Origin of the sequence: Micromonospora sp. NPDC000121, assembly GCF_042899165.1 — a bacterium.
Classification (GTDB): Bacteria; Actinomycetota; Actinomycetes; order Mycobacteriales; family Micromonosporaceae; genus Micromonospora.
The window spans coordinates 322,849-338,776 of record NZ_JBIAZP010000001.1 but is presented as its reverse complement, the minus strand read 5'-3'; the positions used below and the strand labels follow the sequence as shown (position 1 = coordinate 338,776).

15 protein-coding genes are annotated in these 15,928 nt (G+C 74.4%); 8 read left to right on the top strand and 7 right to left on the bottom strand.

The genetic code is table 11. The annotated features are described in order from the left end of the window. Positions 1 to 161 precede the first annotated feature (161 nt). From ACFY23_RS01640 to ACFY23_RS01630, 3 genes are all read left to right on the top strand, one after another. Positions 162 to 662 (top strand): TrkA C-terminal domain-containing protein, encoded by a 501-nt coding sequence (locus tag ACFY23_RS01640; protein WP_350682752.1) that lies wholly within the window; start codon positions 162 to 164, stop codon positions 660 to 662. A 7-nt stretch (positions 663 to 669) separates the two neighbouring features. After that, complete coding sequence (locus ACFY23_RS01635; protein ID WP_350682754.1) at positions 670 to 1,875, top strand: cation:proton antiporter; 1,206 nt, start codon at positions 670 to 672, stop codon at positions 1,873 to 1,875. Between the two features lie 179 nt (positions 1,876 to 2,054). After that, the gene (locus tag ACFY23_RS01630) at positions 2,055 to 2,486 is read left to right on the top strand and encodes a hypothetical protein (protein WP_350682756.1); all 432 of its coding nucleotides are present in this window, start codon (positions 2,055 to 2,057) and stop codon (positions 2,484 to 2,486) included. A gap of 74 nt (positions 2,487 to 2,560) precedes the next feature. On the opposite strand, the gene ACFY23_RS01625 is transcribed toward ACFY23_RS01630, so the two are convergent. From ACFY23_RS01625 to dnaK, 5 genes are all read right to left on the bottom strand, one after another. Then, positions 2,561 to 2,770, bottom strand: a complete 210-nt coding sequence (locus ACFY23_RS01625; protein WP_350682758.1) for a hypothetical protein — start codon at positions 2,768 to 2,770, stop codon at positions 2,561 to 2,563. 186 nt (positions 2,771 to 2,956) lie between these two features. Further along, on the bottom strand, positions 2,957 to 3,397 hold the full coding sequence (locus tag ACFY23_RS01620; protein WP_350682760.1) for a heat shock protein transcriptional repressor HspR: 441 nt from the start codon (positions 3,395 to 3,397) through the stop codon (positions 2,957 to 2,959). 46 nt (positions 3,398 to 3,443) lie between these two features. Next, positions 3,444 to 4,637 (bottom strand): molecular chaperone DnaJ, encoded by a 1,194-nt coding sequence (gene dnaJ, locus ACFY23_RS01615; protein WP_350682762.1) that lies wholly within the window; start codon positions 4,635 to 4,637, stop codon positions 3,444 to 3,446. A gap of 83 nt (positions 4,638 to 4,720) precedes the next feature. Then, complete coding sequence (grpE, locus tag ACFY23_RS01610; protein WP_350682764.1) at positions 4,721 to 5,455, bottom strand: nucleotide exchange factor GrpE; 735 nt, start codon at positions 5,453 to 5,455, stop codon at positions 4,721 to 4,723. 47 nt (positions 5,456 to 5,502) lie between these two features. Then, complete coding sequence (gene dnaK, locus ACFY23_RS01605; RefSeq protein WP_350682766.1) at positions 5,503 to 7,368, bottom strand: molecular chaperone DnaK; 1,866 nt, start codon at positions 7,366 to 7,368, stop codon at positions 5,503 to 5,505. Between the two features lie 221 nt (positions 7,369 to 7,589). On the opposite strand from dnaK, the gene ACFY23_RS01600 reads away from it, so the two are divergent. The 3 genes from ACFY23_RS01600 (at position 7,590) to ACFY23_RS01590 (ending at position 12,504) form a co-directional block, all read left to right on the top strand. After that, the gene (locus ACFY23_RS01600) at positions 7,590 to 9,431 is read left to right on the top strand and encodes an ABC transporter (RefSeq protein ID WP_350682768.1); all 1,842 of its coding nucleotides are present in this window, start codon (positions 7,590 to 7,592) and stop codon (positions 9,429 to 9,431) included. After that, on the top strand, positions 9,428 to 11,113 hold the full coding sequence (locus ACFY23_RS01595) for a GTPase (protein WP_350682770.1): 1,686 nt from the start codon (positions 9,428 to 9,430) through the stop codon (positions 11,111 to 11,113). The genes ACFY23_RS01600 and ACFY23_RS01595 overlap by 4 nt, the downstream gene beginning before the upstream one ends. A gap of 167 nt (positions 11,114 to 11,280) precedes the next feature. Continuing rightward, positions 11,281 to 12,504, top strand: a complete 1,224-nt coding sequence (locus ACFY23_RS01590) for a hypothetical protein (RefSeq protein WP_350682772.1) — start codon at positions 11,281 to 11,283, stop codon at positions 12,502 to 12,504. A 76-nt stretch (positions 12,505 to 12,580) separates the two neighbouring features. On the opposite strand, the gene ACFY23_RS01585 is transcribed toward ACFY23_RS01590, so the two are convergent. Further along, positions 12,581 to 13,342 (bottom strand): SDR family oxidoreductase, encoded by a 762-nt coding sequence (locus ACFY23_RS01585; protein ID WP_350682774.1) that lies wholly within the window; start codon positions 13,340 to 13,342, stop codon positions 12,581 to 12,583. Positions 13,343 to 13,398: 56 nt separating this feature from the next. Between ACFY23_RS01585 and ACFY23_RS01580 the strand changes: the two genes are divergently transcribed. Next, the gene (locus ACFY23_RS01580) at positions 13,399 to 14,013 is read left to right on the top strand and encodes a TetR/AcrR family transcriptional regulator (RefSeq protein WP_350682776.1); all 615 of its coding nucleotides are present in this window, start codon (positions 13,399 to 13,401) and stop codon (positions 14,011 to 14,013) included. A 100-nt stretch (positions 14,014 to 14,113) separates the two neighbouring features. Here the strand turns inward: ACFY23_RS01580 and ACFY23_RS01575 are convergent, their stop codons facing one another. Then, positions 14,114 to 14,704: a phosphatase PAP2 family protein gene (locus ACFY23_RS01575; RefSeq protein WP_350682778.1), complete on the bottom strand. Its 591-nt coding sequence runs from the start codon at positions 14,702 to 14,704 to the stop codon at positions 14,114 to 14,116. 309 nt (positions 14,705 to 15,013) lie between these two features. Here ACFY23_RS01575 and ACFY23_RS01570 point away from each other — a divergent pair, with 309 nt between their 5' ends. Next, positions 15,014 to 15,529 (top strand): hypothetical protein, encoded by a 516-nt coding sequence (locus ACFY23_RS01570; RefSeq protein WP_350682780.1) that lies wholly within the window; start codon positions 15,014 to 15,016, stop codon positions 15,527 to 15,529. The last annotated feature ends 399 nt before the right edge of the window (positions 15,530 to 15,928 follow it).

The following is a 15,928-nucleotide window of genomic DNA, read 5'->3' as shown; positions in this document are numbered from 1 at the left end:
CCTATTCCGCTCAACCCTGAGGCTGTGAGCTGGATCACTCTTGCTGTGTCACGACGTCACCCGCCCACCCCCGCCACAGCGAGAGGCGCTGACCGACCACACAGCGGAACGCCCCCTGGCTGGCAAGATTCGCGCGCGACGGCGAGGAGTAGCCTGGCCGCGTGCGCGTACGTGTCGAACAGACCGCCCTGCCTGGCATCGGGGTCCGTCACGATCTGATGACGGAGTCCGGCCGCCGCCTCGGCGTCGTCTCCCACCGCAATGGCCGCCGAGACCTCGTCCTGTACGACCCGGACGATCCCGACTCATGTCAGCACGACATACCGCTGACGGACGACGAGGCGGAGGCGCTCGCCGACATCCTCGGCGCGTCGCTGATGCTCGGTCAGCTCTCCGGGCTGCGTGAGCAGGCCGCCGGCCTGCTCACCGAGCAGATCGCGATCCCGGCCGGCTCGAAGTACGTCAACCGGAAGCTCGGGGACACGCAGGCACGTTCCCGCACGGGCGCCTCGATCGTGGCCGTGCTGCGCCACGGCGAGGTGATCGTCTCGCCGGAGCCCTCCTTCCGCTTCGCCGCTGGTGACGTGGTGGTCGTCGTCGGGACCCGCCAGGGCCTCGACGGGGTGACAGCCATCCTTGCCGACAGCGACCCGGACGGCTGAGGCGCGGATGCACGAAACGACAACACTGCTCGTCGAAGTCGGCGCGCTGCTCTTCCTGCTCGGCCTCCTCGGCCGGCTGAGCCGCCGCATCGGTCTGTCGCCCATCCCCCTCTACCTGCTCGCCGGGCTCGCGTTCGGGCACGGCGGCCTGTTGCCCCTGGCCGCCAGCGAGGAGTTCTTCGCGGTCGGCGCCGAGATCGGCGTGATCCTGCTGCTGGTCATGCTCGGCCTGGAATACTCGGCCAACGAACTGGTCGGCAACCTGCGCGCCGCGGCCCCGGCCGGCCTGATCGACGGGCTGCTGAACGCGCTGCCCGGGGCGGCGTTCGCGCTGCTGCTCGGGTGGGACTGGGTCGCCGCCCTGGTGCTCGCCGGCATCACCTGGGTCTCCTCCTCCGGGGTCATCGCCAAGGTCCTCGCCGACCTGGGCCGCCTCGGTAACCGGGAGACCCCGGTGATCCTCTCGGTCCTGGTGATCGAGGACCTGGCGATGGCGTTCTACCTGCCCCTGGCGACGGCGGTGCTCGCCGGCACCGGCCTGCTGGGCGGCGGCATCGCGCTCGGCGTCGCGGTCGGCACCGTGCTGTTGGTGCTGGTGGTCGCCATCAAGTACGGCAACCTGATCTCCACCGCCATGTCGGCGAAGGACCCGGAGGCGCTGCTGCTCGGCGTACTCGGGATGACCCTGCTGGTGGCCGGCATCGCGGCGAAGCTCCAGGTGTCGGCGGCGGTCGGCGCGTTCCTGGTCGGCATCGCGCTGTCCGGGCCGGTGGCCCACCACGCGACCGAGCTGCTCACCCCGCTGCGGGATCTCTTCGCGGCGGTCTTCTTCGTCTTCTTCGGTCTGGTCACCGACCCGCGGGACATCCCGCCGGTGCTGCTGCCCGCGCTCGCGCTGGCCGTGATCACCATGGCGACGAAGACGCTCACCGGCTACCTGGCGGCTCGCCGGGTCGGCATCGCCGAACCCGGCCGCTGGCGGGCCGGGCTGGCCCTGGTGCCCCGGGGAGAGTTCTCCATCGTCATCGCGGGGCTCGCGGTGGCGGCCGGCAGCGTCGATCCGAAGCTGGCGGCGCTCGCCACGGCGTACGTGCTGATCACGGTCGTGACCGGGCCGATGCTGGCGCGGCTGCCCGACTTCGCGTGGTTCAAGCACTGGCTGCGCAAGCGCGGCGCGGCCCAGCGGCCCCAACCGGCGCCGGCGCACGACTGACCGGCGCCACCGTCCGAGGGCCGGGTCGACCGTACGGTCGGCCCGGCCCTCGCCCAACGGTTGTCGAAATGCCTCCTGCGGGGGCTACCGCCGGTCAGCACGCCGGGTTACCGTTTCGGCCCAGCAGCCAGAGCTCGCGGATGGCCTGAGCCCCGCGGACGAGAGCGGAAGGTTGGCCGGTGAGCGTGCAGGAGTCGACGTTCCACGGCTTCGCCAACCCCGTCGACCCGAGCCCCGCCGAGCTTCGAGCGTGGGCCTACCAGCCCGACTCCGTCCCGCTGACCTCCATGCCGCCGGACTGGGACCTGCTGGTTTCCGGTGACCGGCTGGTGGCGGTGCTCTTCGACCTGGCGATGGACGCGGGCTGCCCGGCCCGCCGGTTCGCCCTGCACTGCCTCTACATCTACGCCGCCGACGGCATCCGGACCAACTTCCGCGCCCACCCGAAGCGGCGCTTCCGCAAACTGGTCGAGCGGGCCGAGCGGAACGGCGACGACCTGATGCGCACCTGGGCGTACAACAGCCGGGCGCTGCTGGCCCGGCCGGAACTCTTCGTCTACCGGGAGTGGTGCGAGGGCGGCCTGGTCCGGGAGAACCGCCGCATCGCCTAACTCTCGCCCACCCACACGGGACGGCGAACGGGCCGGGACCCCCCGTGGGTCCCGGCCCGCACGTCGGCGGATCGTCAGTGTTCCGGTCCGCCCCGCTCGCGGCGTCTCGCCTCGTCACGTCCCCGGTCGATGCCGTGGTCGACCTGGTCGGCGAACCTGCCGTTCTTGATCTGGTCGGTGAAGCGGCTCTTGGTGACCCGGTCGAATCTCTCCTGGACGTTCTTCGCCACCTCGTCGAGCCGTTCCTCGGTCTGCTGCGCAACCTTCCTCGCCGCTTCCGTCATGGCTCCCCCCGCCATCGGAGTCCGGATTGAGTTGGTTGGACCTGATTTTGAGGCTAGCGGATCCGGTGCCGCCCTCGCCGGCAAACCGACAACCGCGGGCGCTTCCGCAGACGACACACGTCTCGGGCGGGGCGGAAAGCGACCGCGCCCGGCCGCGGGAGGGCGGCCGGGCGCGGTGAGGTGTCGTCAGCGGTCGGGGCCCCGCCGGGGACGCCAGACCACCAGCGCGGTGGAGGTGCGGTTGGTCGGCACGAGGTCGCTTCCCGGGAAGCGAGCCAACGACTCCAGCTCGGCGATCCGCCGGTACGCGGCGTCCAGCTCCGCCTCCAGCCGGGCCACCCGCTGCTGCGCCTGCTCCAGCAGCCGCTCGAGCCCGATGATGCGCTTGACCCCCGCCAGGTTGATCCCGTCGTCCTGGCTGAGCCGCTGCACCTCGCGCAGCAGCACCACGTCCCGCACGCTGTAGCGGCGGCCGCCGCCGGCCGCCCGACCCGGCTGCACCAGGCCGAGCCGGTCGTACTGGCGCAGGGTCTGCGGGTGCATCCCCGCCATCCGCGCCGCCACCGAGATCATCAGCACCTTGGCCTCGTAGGCAGGGTCACCCGAACCGACGAACTCGTCCGACATCCCGCTCACCTCCGCGTGCACTCCACCGAGCCGACTGAACACCGGGTCAACTGAATCGACGCACCCGCGCGTCGAGATGTTCCCGGGCGGCCGGCGGGGTCTGCGCGGCGAAGGTCTCCAACGCCGTGCGCGCCTCGTCGGACACCCGCGCGGGCACCACCACGTCGAGGGTCACCAGCAGGTCGCCCGCCTGCCCGTCGCGGCGGACCACCCCCTTGCCGCGGGCCCGCAGGATCCGGCCGCTCGGCGTGCCCGGCGGCACCCGCAGGGTCACCGCGCCGTCGAGGGTGGGCACCCGCAGGTCCGTGCCGAGCACGGCCTCCGCGAACGTGATCGGCACGGTCAGCGTGAGGTCGTCGCCCGTACGCCCGAACAGCTCGTCCGGCCGCACCTTGACGTGTACGAAGAGGTCGCCGGCCGGGCCGCCCCGCGCGCCGGGCTCGCCCCGCCCGGCCAGCCGGATCTTCTGGCCGTCGGCCACCCCGGCGGGGAAGCGGACGTTGAGCGTGCGGGTCTTGGTGACCCCGCCGGTGCCCTGGCACTCCGGGCACTTCTCCTCCACGATCGTGCCCACACCCTGGCAGTTGCGGCACGGCTCGGAGAAGCTGAACGACCCCTGGTTGCGGGTGGTCACCCCGGCCCCGTGGCACACCGGGCAGGTGCGCGGCTGGGTGCCGGGCTTGGCCCCGTTGCCGTGGCATGTGTCGCAGACCCCCGGCGCGCGCAGCGTCAGCGGGACGGTCACCCCGCGTACGGCGTCGCCGAAGTCGAGGGCCACCTCGGTCTCGACGTCCCGGCCCCGTGCCGGGCCACGGGTCGCCGGCCCGCCGCCGGGACCGGCGGCACCGCCGGAGAAGATCGAACTGAACAGGTCCTGGAAGCCGGCCCCGCCGAAGCGGCGGTCGCCACCCCCACCGGCCGCGCCCCCGAACAGGTCGGAGACGTCGAACGGCATGCCGCCGGGCTGGCCGGCGCCACGGGCGCTGCGCCGGAACGCGCCCGAGCCGAACAGCGAGCGCAGCTCGTCGTACTCGCGGCGCTTGGCGTCGTCGCCGAGCACCGCGTACGCCTCCGAGGCGGCCTTGAAACGCTCCTCGGCCTTCGGGTCACCGGGGTTGTGGTCCGGGTGCGAATCCCGCGCCAGCTTCCGGTATGCCTTCTTGATGTCGTCGCCGGAGGCGGCCTTGTCCACGCCGAGCACGGCGTAGAAGTCCTTCTCGATCCAGTCCTTGGAACTCACCGGTCCACCCCCTCCCTACCTGGGGACCGACCGTCCCGCCCACCCGGCGCGGGTGGGCGGGACGATCCGGTCGTCGTTGCGCACTACTCGGGGTCGGCGACCGCGACCATGGCGGGTCGCAGCAGCCGCTCCCCGATCTGGTAGCCCCGACGCATCACCTGCACGCAGGTCGGCTCGGTGACGTCGGCCGAGGTCTGGTGGGCCACCGCCTCGTGCCGGGTCGGGTCGAACGGGTCGCCCTGCTCGCCGAACGCCGTCAGCCCGAACTTGCCGAGCGCCGTGATGAGCTGCTCGGCCACCGTGCCGAACGGTCCGACCAGGTCGCCGTGCTCGCGGGCCCGGTCCAGGTCGTCGAGGATCGGCAGCAGCGCGGCGAGCACCGCGCCGGTCGCCTGCTCGGTGACCAGACCCTTGTCCCGGTCCACCCGCTTGCGGTAGTTGGCGTACTCCGCCGTCACCCGCTGCAGGTCCCGGGTCCGCTCGTCGAGGTCCTTGCGCAGCGCCTCCAGTTCGGCGCCGAGCGCGGTCCCGCCGCCGGCGGCCGGCTGTGCCGGGGCGTCCACCACCGGCGGGCCGGCCACCTCGGCCGCCTCGACCTCGATCTCGTCGACCACGACCTCGGCCTCCTCGACCAGGCCCTCGGCCGGGGCGTCCGACCCGGCGTCGGCGGCGGTCGCGGCCGGCTCGCTGGTCTCGCTGATCTTGCGGTTGTTGCGGATGACGACCCGCGGCCCGTCGCCGGCCTGCTCGGCGGGCGCGGAGCCACCCGGCGTCGACCCGGTCGCAACCGGGTCGGCGGCTCGTGGCTTCTCCGTCATGGGGCTACCTCATCCCTCTGCCGTGGTGCCGTGTCCGGGACGGACCGTCACTTCTTGTCCTCGTCCACGATCTCCGCGTCGACCACGTCGTCCGCGCCACCGGCCGGCCCGCCGGCCTGCGCGCCACCGGTCGCCCCGGCGCCCGCCGCACCCGGACCGGGCTCGCCCGGCTGCTCGCCCTGCTGGCTGTAGAGCAGCGAACCGGCCTGCTGGGAGACCTGCGCCAGCCGCTCGTGCGCCGACTTGATCTTCTCGATGTCCTGACCACCGAGGGCGCCGCGCAGCTCGCCGAGCGCCTCGTTGATCTGGTCACGGGACTCCGACGGCAGCTTGTCGCCGCTCTCGGCCAGGAACTTCTCGGTCTGCCACTGGAGCGCCTCGGCCAGGTTGCGGGTCTCGGCCTCGTCGCGGCGACGCTTGTCGTCCTCGGCGTGCTCCTCGGCGTCGCGGCGCATGCGCTCGATGTCGTCCTTCGGCAGCGAGGAGCCACCGGTGATCGTCATCTTCTGCTCCTTGCCGGTGCCGAGGTCCTTGGCGTGGACGTTGACGATGCCGTTGGCGTCGATGTCGAAGGTGACCTCGATCTGCGGCACGCCGCGCGGCGCCGGCGGGAGGCCGGTCAGCTCGAAGGTGCCGAGCTTCTTGTTGTAGGCCGCGATCTCCCGCTCGCCCTGGAACACCTGGATCAGCACCGACGGCTGGTTGTCGTCCGCCGTGGTGAAGACCTCGGAGCGCTTGGTCGGAATGGTGGTGTTGCGCTCGATCAGCTTGGTGAAGATGCCACCCTTGGTCTCGATGCCCAGGCTCAGCGGGGTCACGTCGAGCAGCAGGACGTCCTTGACCTCGCCCTTGAGCACACCGGCCTGCAGGGCGGCGCCGACGGCGACGACCTCGTCCGGGTTGACGCCCTTGTTGGGCTCCTTGCCGGTGAGCTGCTTGACCAGGTCGGTCACGGCGGGCATGCGGGTCGAGCCGCCGACCAGGATGACGTGCTCGACGTCGGAGACCTTGATGCCGGCGTCCTTCACGGCCTGCTCGAACGGGCCCTTGCAGCGGTCCAGCAGGTCCTGCGTCATCCGCTGGAACTCGGCCCGGCTGAGCGTCACGTCCAGGTGCAGCGGGCCCGCCGCGCCGGCCGTGATGTACGGCAGGTTGATGTTGGTGGTGGTGGCGGCGGACAGCTCGATCTTGGCCTTCTCGGCCGCCTCGCGGAGCCGCTGCAGGGCCATCTTGTCCTGGGCCAGGTCGATGCCGTGCTCGCCGCGGAAGGTCTTCACCAGGTGGTCGATGATGCGCTGGTCCCAGTCGTCACCACCGAGGTTGTTGTCACCGCTGGTCGACTTGACCTCGATGACGCCCTCGGCCAGCTCGAGCAGCGACACGTCGAAGGTGCCGCCGCCGAGGTCGAAGACCAGGACGGTCTGCTCCTTGGAGCCCTTGTCCAGCCCGTACGCCAGGGCGGCCGCGGTCGGCTCGTTCACGATCCGCAGCACGTTGAAGCCGGCGATCTCACCGGCCTCCTTGGTGGCCTGGCGCTGGCCGTCGTTGAAGTAGGCCGGGACGGTGATCACCGCGTCGGTGATCTGCTCGCCCAGGTACGCCTCGGCGTCCCGCTTGAGCTTCATCAGCGTGCGGGCCGAGATCTCCTGCGGGGTGTACTTCTTGCCGTCGATGTCGACGGACCAGTTGGTGCCGATCTCCCGCTTGACCGAGCGGATCGTCCGGTCCGGGTTGGTCACCGCCTGGCGCTTGGCGACCTCACCGACGAGCACCTCGCCGTTGCGGGCGAACGCGACGATCGACGGGGTCGTCCGCGAGCCCTCAGCGTTGGCGATGACGGTGGGCTCACCGCCCTCCAGGACGCTGACGCAGGAGTTCGTCGTGCCGAGGTCGATACCGACCGCACGTGCCATCTTCGCTTCCTCGCTTCGTGACGTTGTGAGCCGCTCGTGGGCACCGCCCTGAGCTGCGCGGCGGGCGTCGCCCGCAGCGACCCCACCACAAGTTGAGTGAACTTGACTCAATAGTGCCACGCCCCCGGAAATCGTCAAGTCGAGGTTGAGCCGACCCGACGCAAGTCACGGTTCCTACCCACCGGTTGTCTTCCCTTGCGTCGGTCGGGCACGCTTTAGCGGTGACGACGCACGGCGACTCCGCCACCCAGGCCGACGCGCCCACCGTCGCAGCCCGCACCGGCTCCGCGGACGCCGGGGAGGACCGGCCCGCCACCACCGGGGACGACAGCCTGCCCGCCGCGCTGGCCGGCCTGCGCGCCGCGATCGGGGCGGCCCGGTTCCCGCTGGCGCTGCCCTCCGCCGAGCCCGCCCGGCGGGCCGCCGGGAGCCTCACCGACCAGCTCGACGACTACCTGCTGCCCCGGCTGCGCCGGCTCGACGCGCCGCTGCTCGTGGTGGTCGGCGGGTCCACCGGCGCGGGCAAGTCCACCCTCGTCAACAGCCTGGTGCAGGCGCGGGTGAGCGCGGCCGGGGTGCTCCGGCCCACCACCCGCTCCCCGGTCCTGGTGTGCAGCCCGGCCGACTCCGGCTGGTTCCGCCAGGGCGAGCTGCTGCCCGGCCTCACCCGCACCAACGAGCCCAGCGAGGACCCGCACACCCTGCAGCTGGTCACCGCCCCCGCCCTGCCGCCCGGGCTGGCCTTCCTCGACGCCCCCGACATCGACTCGGTGGTCGACGCCAACCGGGCCCTGGCCGGCCAGCTCCTGGCCGCCGCCGACCTCTGGCTCTTCGTCACCACCGCCGCCCGCTACGCCGACGCGGTCCCCTGGGAGCTGCTGCGCAGCGCCCGGGCCCGGGGCGCGGTGATCGCCATGGTGCTGGACCGGGTGCCCCCCGAGGCCGCCGACGAGATCGCCGCGCACCTGGCCGAGATGCTCGCCGCCCAGGATCTCGGCGCGGCCCCGCTGTTCGTGCTGCCGGAGACCTCGGTCGACGGGCAGGGCCTGCTGCCCGACCGGGTGACGGCGCCGCTCTCCGCCTGGTTCGCCCGGCTGGCCGCCGACGCCGACGCCCGGGCGGCCGTGGTCCGGCAGACTCTCGACGGCGCGCTCGCCGCGCTGCGCCCGGCGGTCGAGGGGCTCGCCGACGCCGCCGACGAGCAGGTGACCGCCGCCGACGCGCTCGACGAGCGGGTGCGGGCGGCGTACCGGGGGGCGCACCGGACCGTCGAGCAGGGGCTGAAGGACGGTCGGCTGCTCCGCGGCGAGGTGCTCGCCCGCTGGCAGGAGTTCGTCGGCACCGGCGAGTTCTTCCGCACGCTGGAGGCCCGGATCGGGCGGCTCCGCGACCGCGTGGTGGCCGCCGTCACCGGCCGTCCCGCGCCCGCCTCCGAGCTGCGCGAGGCGATCGAGTCCCAGGTGGTGACCCTGCTGCGCGGCGTCGCCGCCGAGGCGGCGGAGCACGCGTACACCGGGTGGAAGGCGCATCCCGCCGGGGCGGCGCTGCTGGAACCGGGGCTCGCCCACCCCGCCGACGACCTGCCCGAGCGGGCCGAGCGCCTGGTCCGGGAGTGGCAGCGCGGCGTGCTGGAGTTGGTCCGGGTCGAGGGCGGCGACCGGCGCTTCGTGGCCCGCACGGCCGCGTACGCCGTCAACGCCACCGGGCTCGCCGTGATGATCGCCGTGTTCGCCTCGACCGCGTTCATCCCGACCGGGCTGGAGGTCGCCACCGGGGCCGGCACCACGGTCGCCGCGCAGACCGTGCTCCAGGCGATCTTCGGCGACCAGGCCGTGCGTACGCTCGCCGCCAAGGCCCGGGCCGACCTGCTGGACCGGGTGCGGGCCCTGCTGGACGACGAGGCCACCCGCTACCTGGCCCGGACGGCGGAGGCCCGGCCCGCCGCGGACACCGCGGAGGCCCTGCGCCGGGCCGGCAACCGGGTGGAGAAGGCCCGGCACCGCAGCGGCCTCGCCGACGCGGACGCCGCGCGCCTCCCCGGCACCGAGGGCGGAGGATCATGACGAACATCGTCGGGCGGATGCGCGAGGCGTTCCGTGGTGACCGGCGGGTGGACGCGGACGCGCTGATCGCCCGCCTCGACGCCGTACGCCGGTTCCTCGCGGTCGTCGACGGCCACCTGCCGGATTCGCAGCTCGTGCCGGCGCACACCCTGGTCGAGCGGGCCGGCACCCGGCTGGCGCTCTCCCGCGACCACACCGTGGTGGCCCTCGCCGGCGCGACCGGCAGCGGCAAGTCGAGCCTGTTCAACGCGCTCGCCCGGATGGAGCTCTCCCCGGTCGGGGTGCGCCGCCCCACCACCGGGGTCACGCACGCCTGCGTCTGGGGGCCGCTCGACGGCGGCAACCGGCTGCTCGACTGGGTCGGCGTGCTGCCCCGGCACCGGTTCGTCCGGGAGAGCGTGCTCGACGGCGACGACGAGTCCGCCCTGCACGGGCTGATCCTGCTCGACCTGCCCGACTTCGACTCGGTGCAGCGCTCCCACCGGCTGGAGGTGGACCGCCTGCTCGGCCTGGTCGACCTCGTGGTCTGGGTGGTCGACCCGCAGAAGTACGCCGACCGCGTCATCCACACCAGCTACCTGCGCGAGTTCCACCGGCACAAGGACGTCACGCTGGTCGTGCTCAACCAGGCCGACCGGCTGCCCCCGGCCGAGCTGCCCCGGGTGCTGGCCGACCTGCGCCGCCTGCTCGACGCCGACGGCCTGGACGGCGTGCCGCTGCAGGCCACCACCGCGGTGGACCCGGCGGGCATGGTCGGGCTCCGGGAGGCGCTGGAAGGGACGGTGGCCGGGCGGCAGGCCGCGCTGCGCCGGCTCCAGGGCGACGTGGACACGGTGGTCGACGGGCTCGACGAGGTGGTCGGGGGCGCGTCCCCGGCCGCCGGGCCGGACGACGCCGCCGTCGCCGCGCTGCACCGGGCGCTGGCCGGCGCGGCCGGGGTGCCGGCGGTCGCCGAGGCGGTCGAGCAGGCGTACCGGCACCGGGGCGCCACCGCCACCGGCTGGCCGCTGGTCCGGGGCTGGCGGCGGCTACGGCCCGACCCGCTGCGCCGGCTGCACCTGCCCGGCCCGACCGGCGAGCGCGACGACCCGGCGGAGAGCCTGGTCGCCGCGACCTCGGTGCCCGACCCCACCGCCGCGCAACGCTCCGCGCTCGGGCTGGCGATCCGGTCCGTGGCCGACCGGGCCGGGGCGGAACTGCCCGCCTCCTGGCCCGCCGCGGTGACCACCGCCGCCCGGTCCCGCCTCGACGACCTGCCGGACGCGCTGGACCGCGCGGTCGCTGGCGCCGACCTCGGCATGGACCGGCGACCGCTCTGGTGGCGGATCGTCGGCGGCCTCCAGTGGCTGGTGACCCTGGCCGCGCTGGCCGGGCTCGCCTGGTTGGCGCTCGGCTACGGGCTGCGCGCGCTGGGCCTGCCGGAGTTGGACAACCCGACCGTCGGCGAGGTGCCGCTGCCCACCCTGCTGCTCCTCGGCGGCCTGCTCGCGGGGCTGCTGGTGGCGGCCCTGACCAGGCCGGTCGTCCGGTGGGCGGCCCGCCGCGCCCGCCGCCGCGCCGAGCAGCGGCTCACCGAACGGGTGGCGGCGGTCGGCGAGGAGTACGTGCTGGCCCCGGTGCGGGCGGTGCTCGCCTCCTACGCCGAGGCCCGGGCCGCCCTGCGGGACGCCGCCGGCCGCTGACCCGGGACGGCGCCGGCCGCTGCCCCGGGACGGCGCTCGTCGTCCGTGCTGCCGGGGCCGACCCCGCCGGCGGCAGCCGCTGGTCGGCGGTGGTGGGTGCCCACGACGCGGGCGATGCTCGGGTCGCTCGTGCCGTCCCGAGCCGGGCGGCAGCGTAGGGTCGGTGGATGGGAACGCCTCAGACCCCGTACGACGCGGTGCTGCACGCCGCCCGCGACGTGGCCAAGCTGGAGAACGCCCTCGACGCGGAGATGCTCGGCGCGGCCCTGCTCGGCAGCGTCTACGCGGTCGCGGAGACCGACCGCGACAGCGCGGTGCGGGAATTCGTGGCCGGCTTCCTGGCCGCCACCTCCCGTCGCCGCTCGGCCGCCGCGACCACCATCCGCTCGGTCTTCGCCGCCCTGGTGCCCGACGCCGAGGGCGCCGCCCGGATCCGCCCCGGCGCCGCCACCCCCGCCTGGGCCGCCCACCTCGGCCGGGTCCACCTCACCGGTTGCTGGTCCTACGGCGACGTGTACGGCGACCAGACCTCTTACCTGGCGACCTTCGCGTACGACGACCCGGCCGGCGGGCCGGCGCACGCGGTGGTGACGCTGCTCGACCACAACATCGGCATCACCAAGGACGTCTTCGTCGGCGGCCCGCCCAACCGGATCCTGGACCAGGTGCGGCAGATGTGCGCCGGGGACGAGCTGACCTGGTTCCGCGACGAGGAGCCGGCCCGGATGCACGCCGAGGTGGGCCGGCACCTGGCGATCACCGACGGCCTGGGCGAGCTGCCCGGCGAGGGCTCGCTGGCCACCGACCGCGCCCTGCTCGGCGCCCGGCTGGCACGGCTGCCCCACCCCACCGCCCCCGCACCCGGGCCCGCCGTCGAACCGCTCTCCGCCGGCGAGCGTACGGAGCTGGTCCGCCGGTTCCTCGCCTCGCCGGAGGCGGCCCGGTTCGGCCTGGACGCCGTCGACGGGGCCGAGCTGGCCTCGCTGCACTTCTGCCTCAGCCTGCTCCTGGACCACGCGGCCAGCTTCCCCGACGCCGACCCGATGCGGTGGAGCCCGACCGTGTCCGGGCTGTTCCTGCTGGACTGGGTGCACCGGCGGGCCGTGCTGGACATGGACGACGCCGCCCTGCTGCCCCGCGTGCTACGCGCCTGGTGCGCGTACGCCGCCCGCAAGCGGGGGCTGCCCGAGCTGGCGGCGACGCAGACCGACACGGCCGTCGAGGAGATGGTGCCGGAGTTCGCCCGCCTGTACAGCACGGGCGAGCGGCGCAGCCCCGCCACCGCCGCCGTCGCGCAGCTCATGGCCGACGGCGTCGACCCGGACGACCCCGCCGCCCTGGACGCCTGGATCGAGGCGAACCGCCACCGTCTGGCCGACGACGGCGCCTGACGGACCTCGCGCCCCGGCCGCGCCGCCCGCCCGGTCCGGTGCCCCTGGCCGTACGTCCTCGGGGCACCGGACCCGGTCACAGGGCCGAACCGCCGGTGACGTCGACGACCTGTCCTGTCACCCAACGGGCCTGTTCCGAGGCGAGGAACCGCACCACGTCGGCCACGTCGTCGACGGTGCCGATCCGGTTGAACACCGACAGCCCGGCCGCTGCGGCCCGGGCATCGTCCTGGTGGAGCCAGTCGGCGTTGATGTCGGTGTCGATGACGCCGGGCATCACGGCGTTGACGGTGATGCCGCGGGCGCCCAGGGCGGGGGCCAGTGCCAGCGTCAACGCGTTCAACGCCGCCTTCGTCGCCGAGTAGACGGGATGCGTCGGGGCGGCGATCCGGGTGTATCCCGTCGATATGTTCACCACCCGCCCGCCGTCGCGCATGTGCGGCCAGAGCGCCTGGGTGAGGAAGAGCGGGACGGTGAGGTTGACCTCCACGACCCGCCGGTAGGTCTCCTCGTCGATCGAGCCCAACTGCTGGGCGCCGTTGATGCCGGCGTTGTTGACCAGGACGTCGATTTCGCGGCGCCCGACGGTCCGTTCGACCTGGTCGAGGAACGTCGTGGCGAGCCGCTCGGCGGCAGCCGCGCCGTCCGCGTCGAAGCCCGCCCGTACCAGCACCGGGGCCGCGCCGGCCAGGCGGACCAGTTCCGCCGTCTGCCGGGCGGCGGTCTCGTCGCGCGTGTAGTGGACCCCGACCACCTCCGCGCCCGCGTCCGCCAGCGCCACCGCGATGGCCCGGCCGATGCCCCGCGAGCTGCCCGTCACCAGCACCGATCGTCCCATGACCCCTCCTTTTTATAGTGATCGCTATAGAACTGGCGACTACTATAGTGGTCGCTATGAAAAGCGGGAAGCGGGGGCCGGGGCGACCCCGGTCCTTCGACCAGGAGAGGGTCCTGGAGCAGGCCACGCAGGTGTTCTGGGCGCACGGTTACGAGGGCGCGAGCCTGACGATGCTGCAGGCGGCCACCGGTCTGAACCCGCCCAGCATCTACCACGCGTTCGGCTCGAAGGCCGGGTTGTACTCCGCCTGCCTCGACCACTACGTCGCGCACGTCGGGCACCACACCAACGCCGCGCTCAGCCGGGAGGTCGCCGACCGCGCCGGGCTGGCGGAGTTCCTCCTCGACGCGGCACGCCAGTTCACCGACGCCGGACGCCCGGGTGGGTGCATGATCTCCACGGCGGCGCTCGAGCTGCCACCACAGTCGGATTCCGTCGCCCGGGCCGTCGCCACCCGACGCGACACGACCCTGGGACTCCTCGCCGACTACTTCCGGCGCGCCCAGGCCGCGGGCACCCTCGACCCCGCAGCGGACCCGCGGGCACTCGCCCGGTACTTCGGCGCGGTCGTGCAGGGCATGTCGGTGCAGGCCCGCGACGGCGCCACGGCGGGTGAACTGGCGGCCGTGGCCCACGTCGCGCTCACCGCCTGGCAGGCGCCTCCCGGGTGACGGGCCCACCGGGGTGAGGTGACCCGGCGCCACGACGATGGCCCCCACCCGCAACCGGGATCCCCCCGCCCGAGGACGCCCTGGCCCACCGGCCGGCGACTCAGCGCAGGGCGGCGAAGACAACCCCCGCGACCAGGGCGCCGAGCAGGGCTCCCGCGACCACCTGGGGCACGGTGTGGTCGCGCAGGCGGACCCGGGACCAGCCGACGAGCGCGAGCAGCGGCGCGGTCGCCAGCAGAGCGGCCCCGAACGTCAGCACCAGCACGACCACCGTGCCGGCGGCCACCGCCGAGTGGATCGACATCTTCCACCAGTGGCTGACGGCGACGGCGACCACCAGGCCGAGCAGCCCGGCGGCGGCCAGGGCCAGCACCGGGCGGGGCGCGCCGAGGACCGCCAGCAGGGCCAGGCCGGCGGCCACCGAGCAGAGGCCGAACAGCAGCGGGACCCGGCGCTGCTCGCGTACGCCCACGTGATGGTCCGTGAACCGCCCCCGGCGCACCCCGCCGACGATGTACGCGAACGGGATGCCGCTGACGAAGAGCGTGGCGAGCAGCCCCCAGGCCAGCCCGTGCACGCCCCGGGTGCTGTGCCAGCCCACCGCCACGGTCAGCAGGGAGACCAGCACCGCGGGCGCGGTCAGCTCGGTGACGAGCCGGGCGAGCCGCAGCGCGGGACCGGGACGCGGCACACCGGCCGGGCGGGTCGAGGGCCCTGCGCCCGTGCCGTCCGCTCCGCTCAGCGCTCCGCCTCTGCCCCGCCCCGGGCCGCGCCCGGAGCCACCTCGTCCACCGGCGGCCAGACCCGCGCTGCGCCGCCGGGGTGGCTCACCTGCCGTCGGCCGTCACCGTACCCGTGGCCGCCGGGTGCCGGCCTGCACTCCGGCGGGCTCGACCGTAAGGCGGGAAGCCTCGGTCATGGACCGGTCGGGGCGGGATCGAGGGTCGCGCTGGTGGCCGGGGACGGGGTCGGCGTGGGAGCGGCGGGCGACGGGGACCCCGTGCGCGTGGGCTCCGCCGACGTCGGTCCGGGGCTCGGCGAGCCGGTCACCGTGATCACCGGGGACGGACTCGGCGAGGGCGTCGGCTCGGGCGAGGGCGAGGGCGAGGGCGAGGGCGACAGGGACGGGGACGGGGACGGGCTGGGTGACGGTTTCGGTGAGGGCAGCGGGACCGGCCGGCCGTCCGGCGGGCGCGACGGGACCACCGTGGGCGGGGGCGCCGGCCGCGCCACCGACTCCGGGCCCCGCGCCGCCCCGACCGGCGTACGCGGGGCCGGCGCGGCGGGCCGCCAGGTGCTCGGGGTCGCCACAAGAGGGGACGGGGTCGGCGGCGTGACCGCCGGCTGGCTCGTCGCCGGCACCGGAATCACCACCGGGCCCACGGAGGGCGTGGGCAGGAACGGGGTGCCGCTGTCCGGCAGGGCGGTGCTGCCGACCGTGGCGGAGCCGGTGCTGATCGCGGCGAGGATCGGCATCGACGCGGTGCCAGCGAGCAGCGCCACGGTGAACAGGTAGCCCCGGGGCGGCCCACCCGCCCCGGGCGCCCGGTGCGCACCCACCAGCCGGCGGTAGCCACCGGGCACGCGGTGCCGGCCGAGGAACGGGGCACCGGGGCCTTCGCCTGGATCGGACACCGCACACTCCTCCTCGTTGGCCTCCCGCCTGCCGGGGAGCGGTCCGCCCCACTCCGCCCGCGACGACCGTCGGCCCCGCGACCGTCCGCCGACCCGTCGGTCAGCGGGCACCGGGACGGCGACCACCCGGTGGCGCCCGCGCCACGGCGGGAAAGCGGCAAACCGCCCCGACCCGGGCCGTCGCGCGCCAATCAGCCTGCCCAGTGACGCTCCGTCAGCCAACCCCCTACCGCGTGTCGACACGCGTATCTGGCCTAACGGTGACGAACCATCGCCGGAT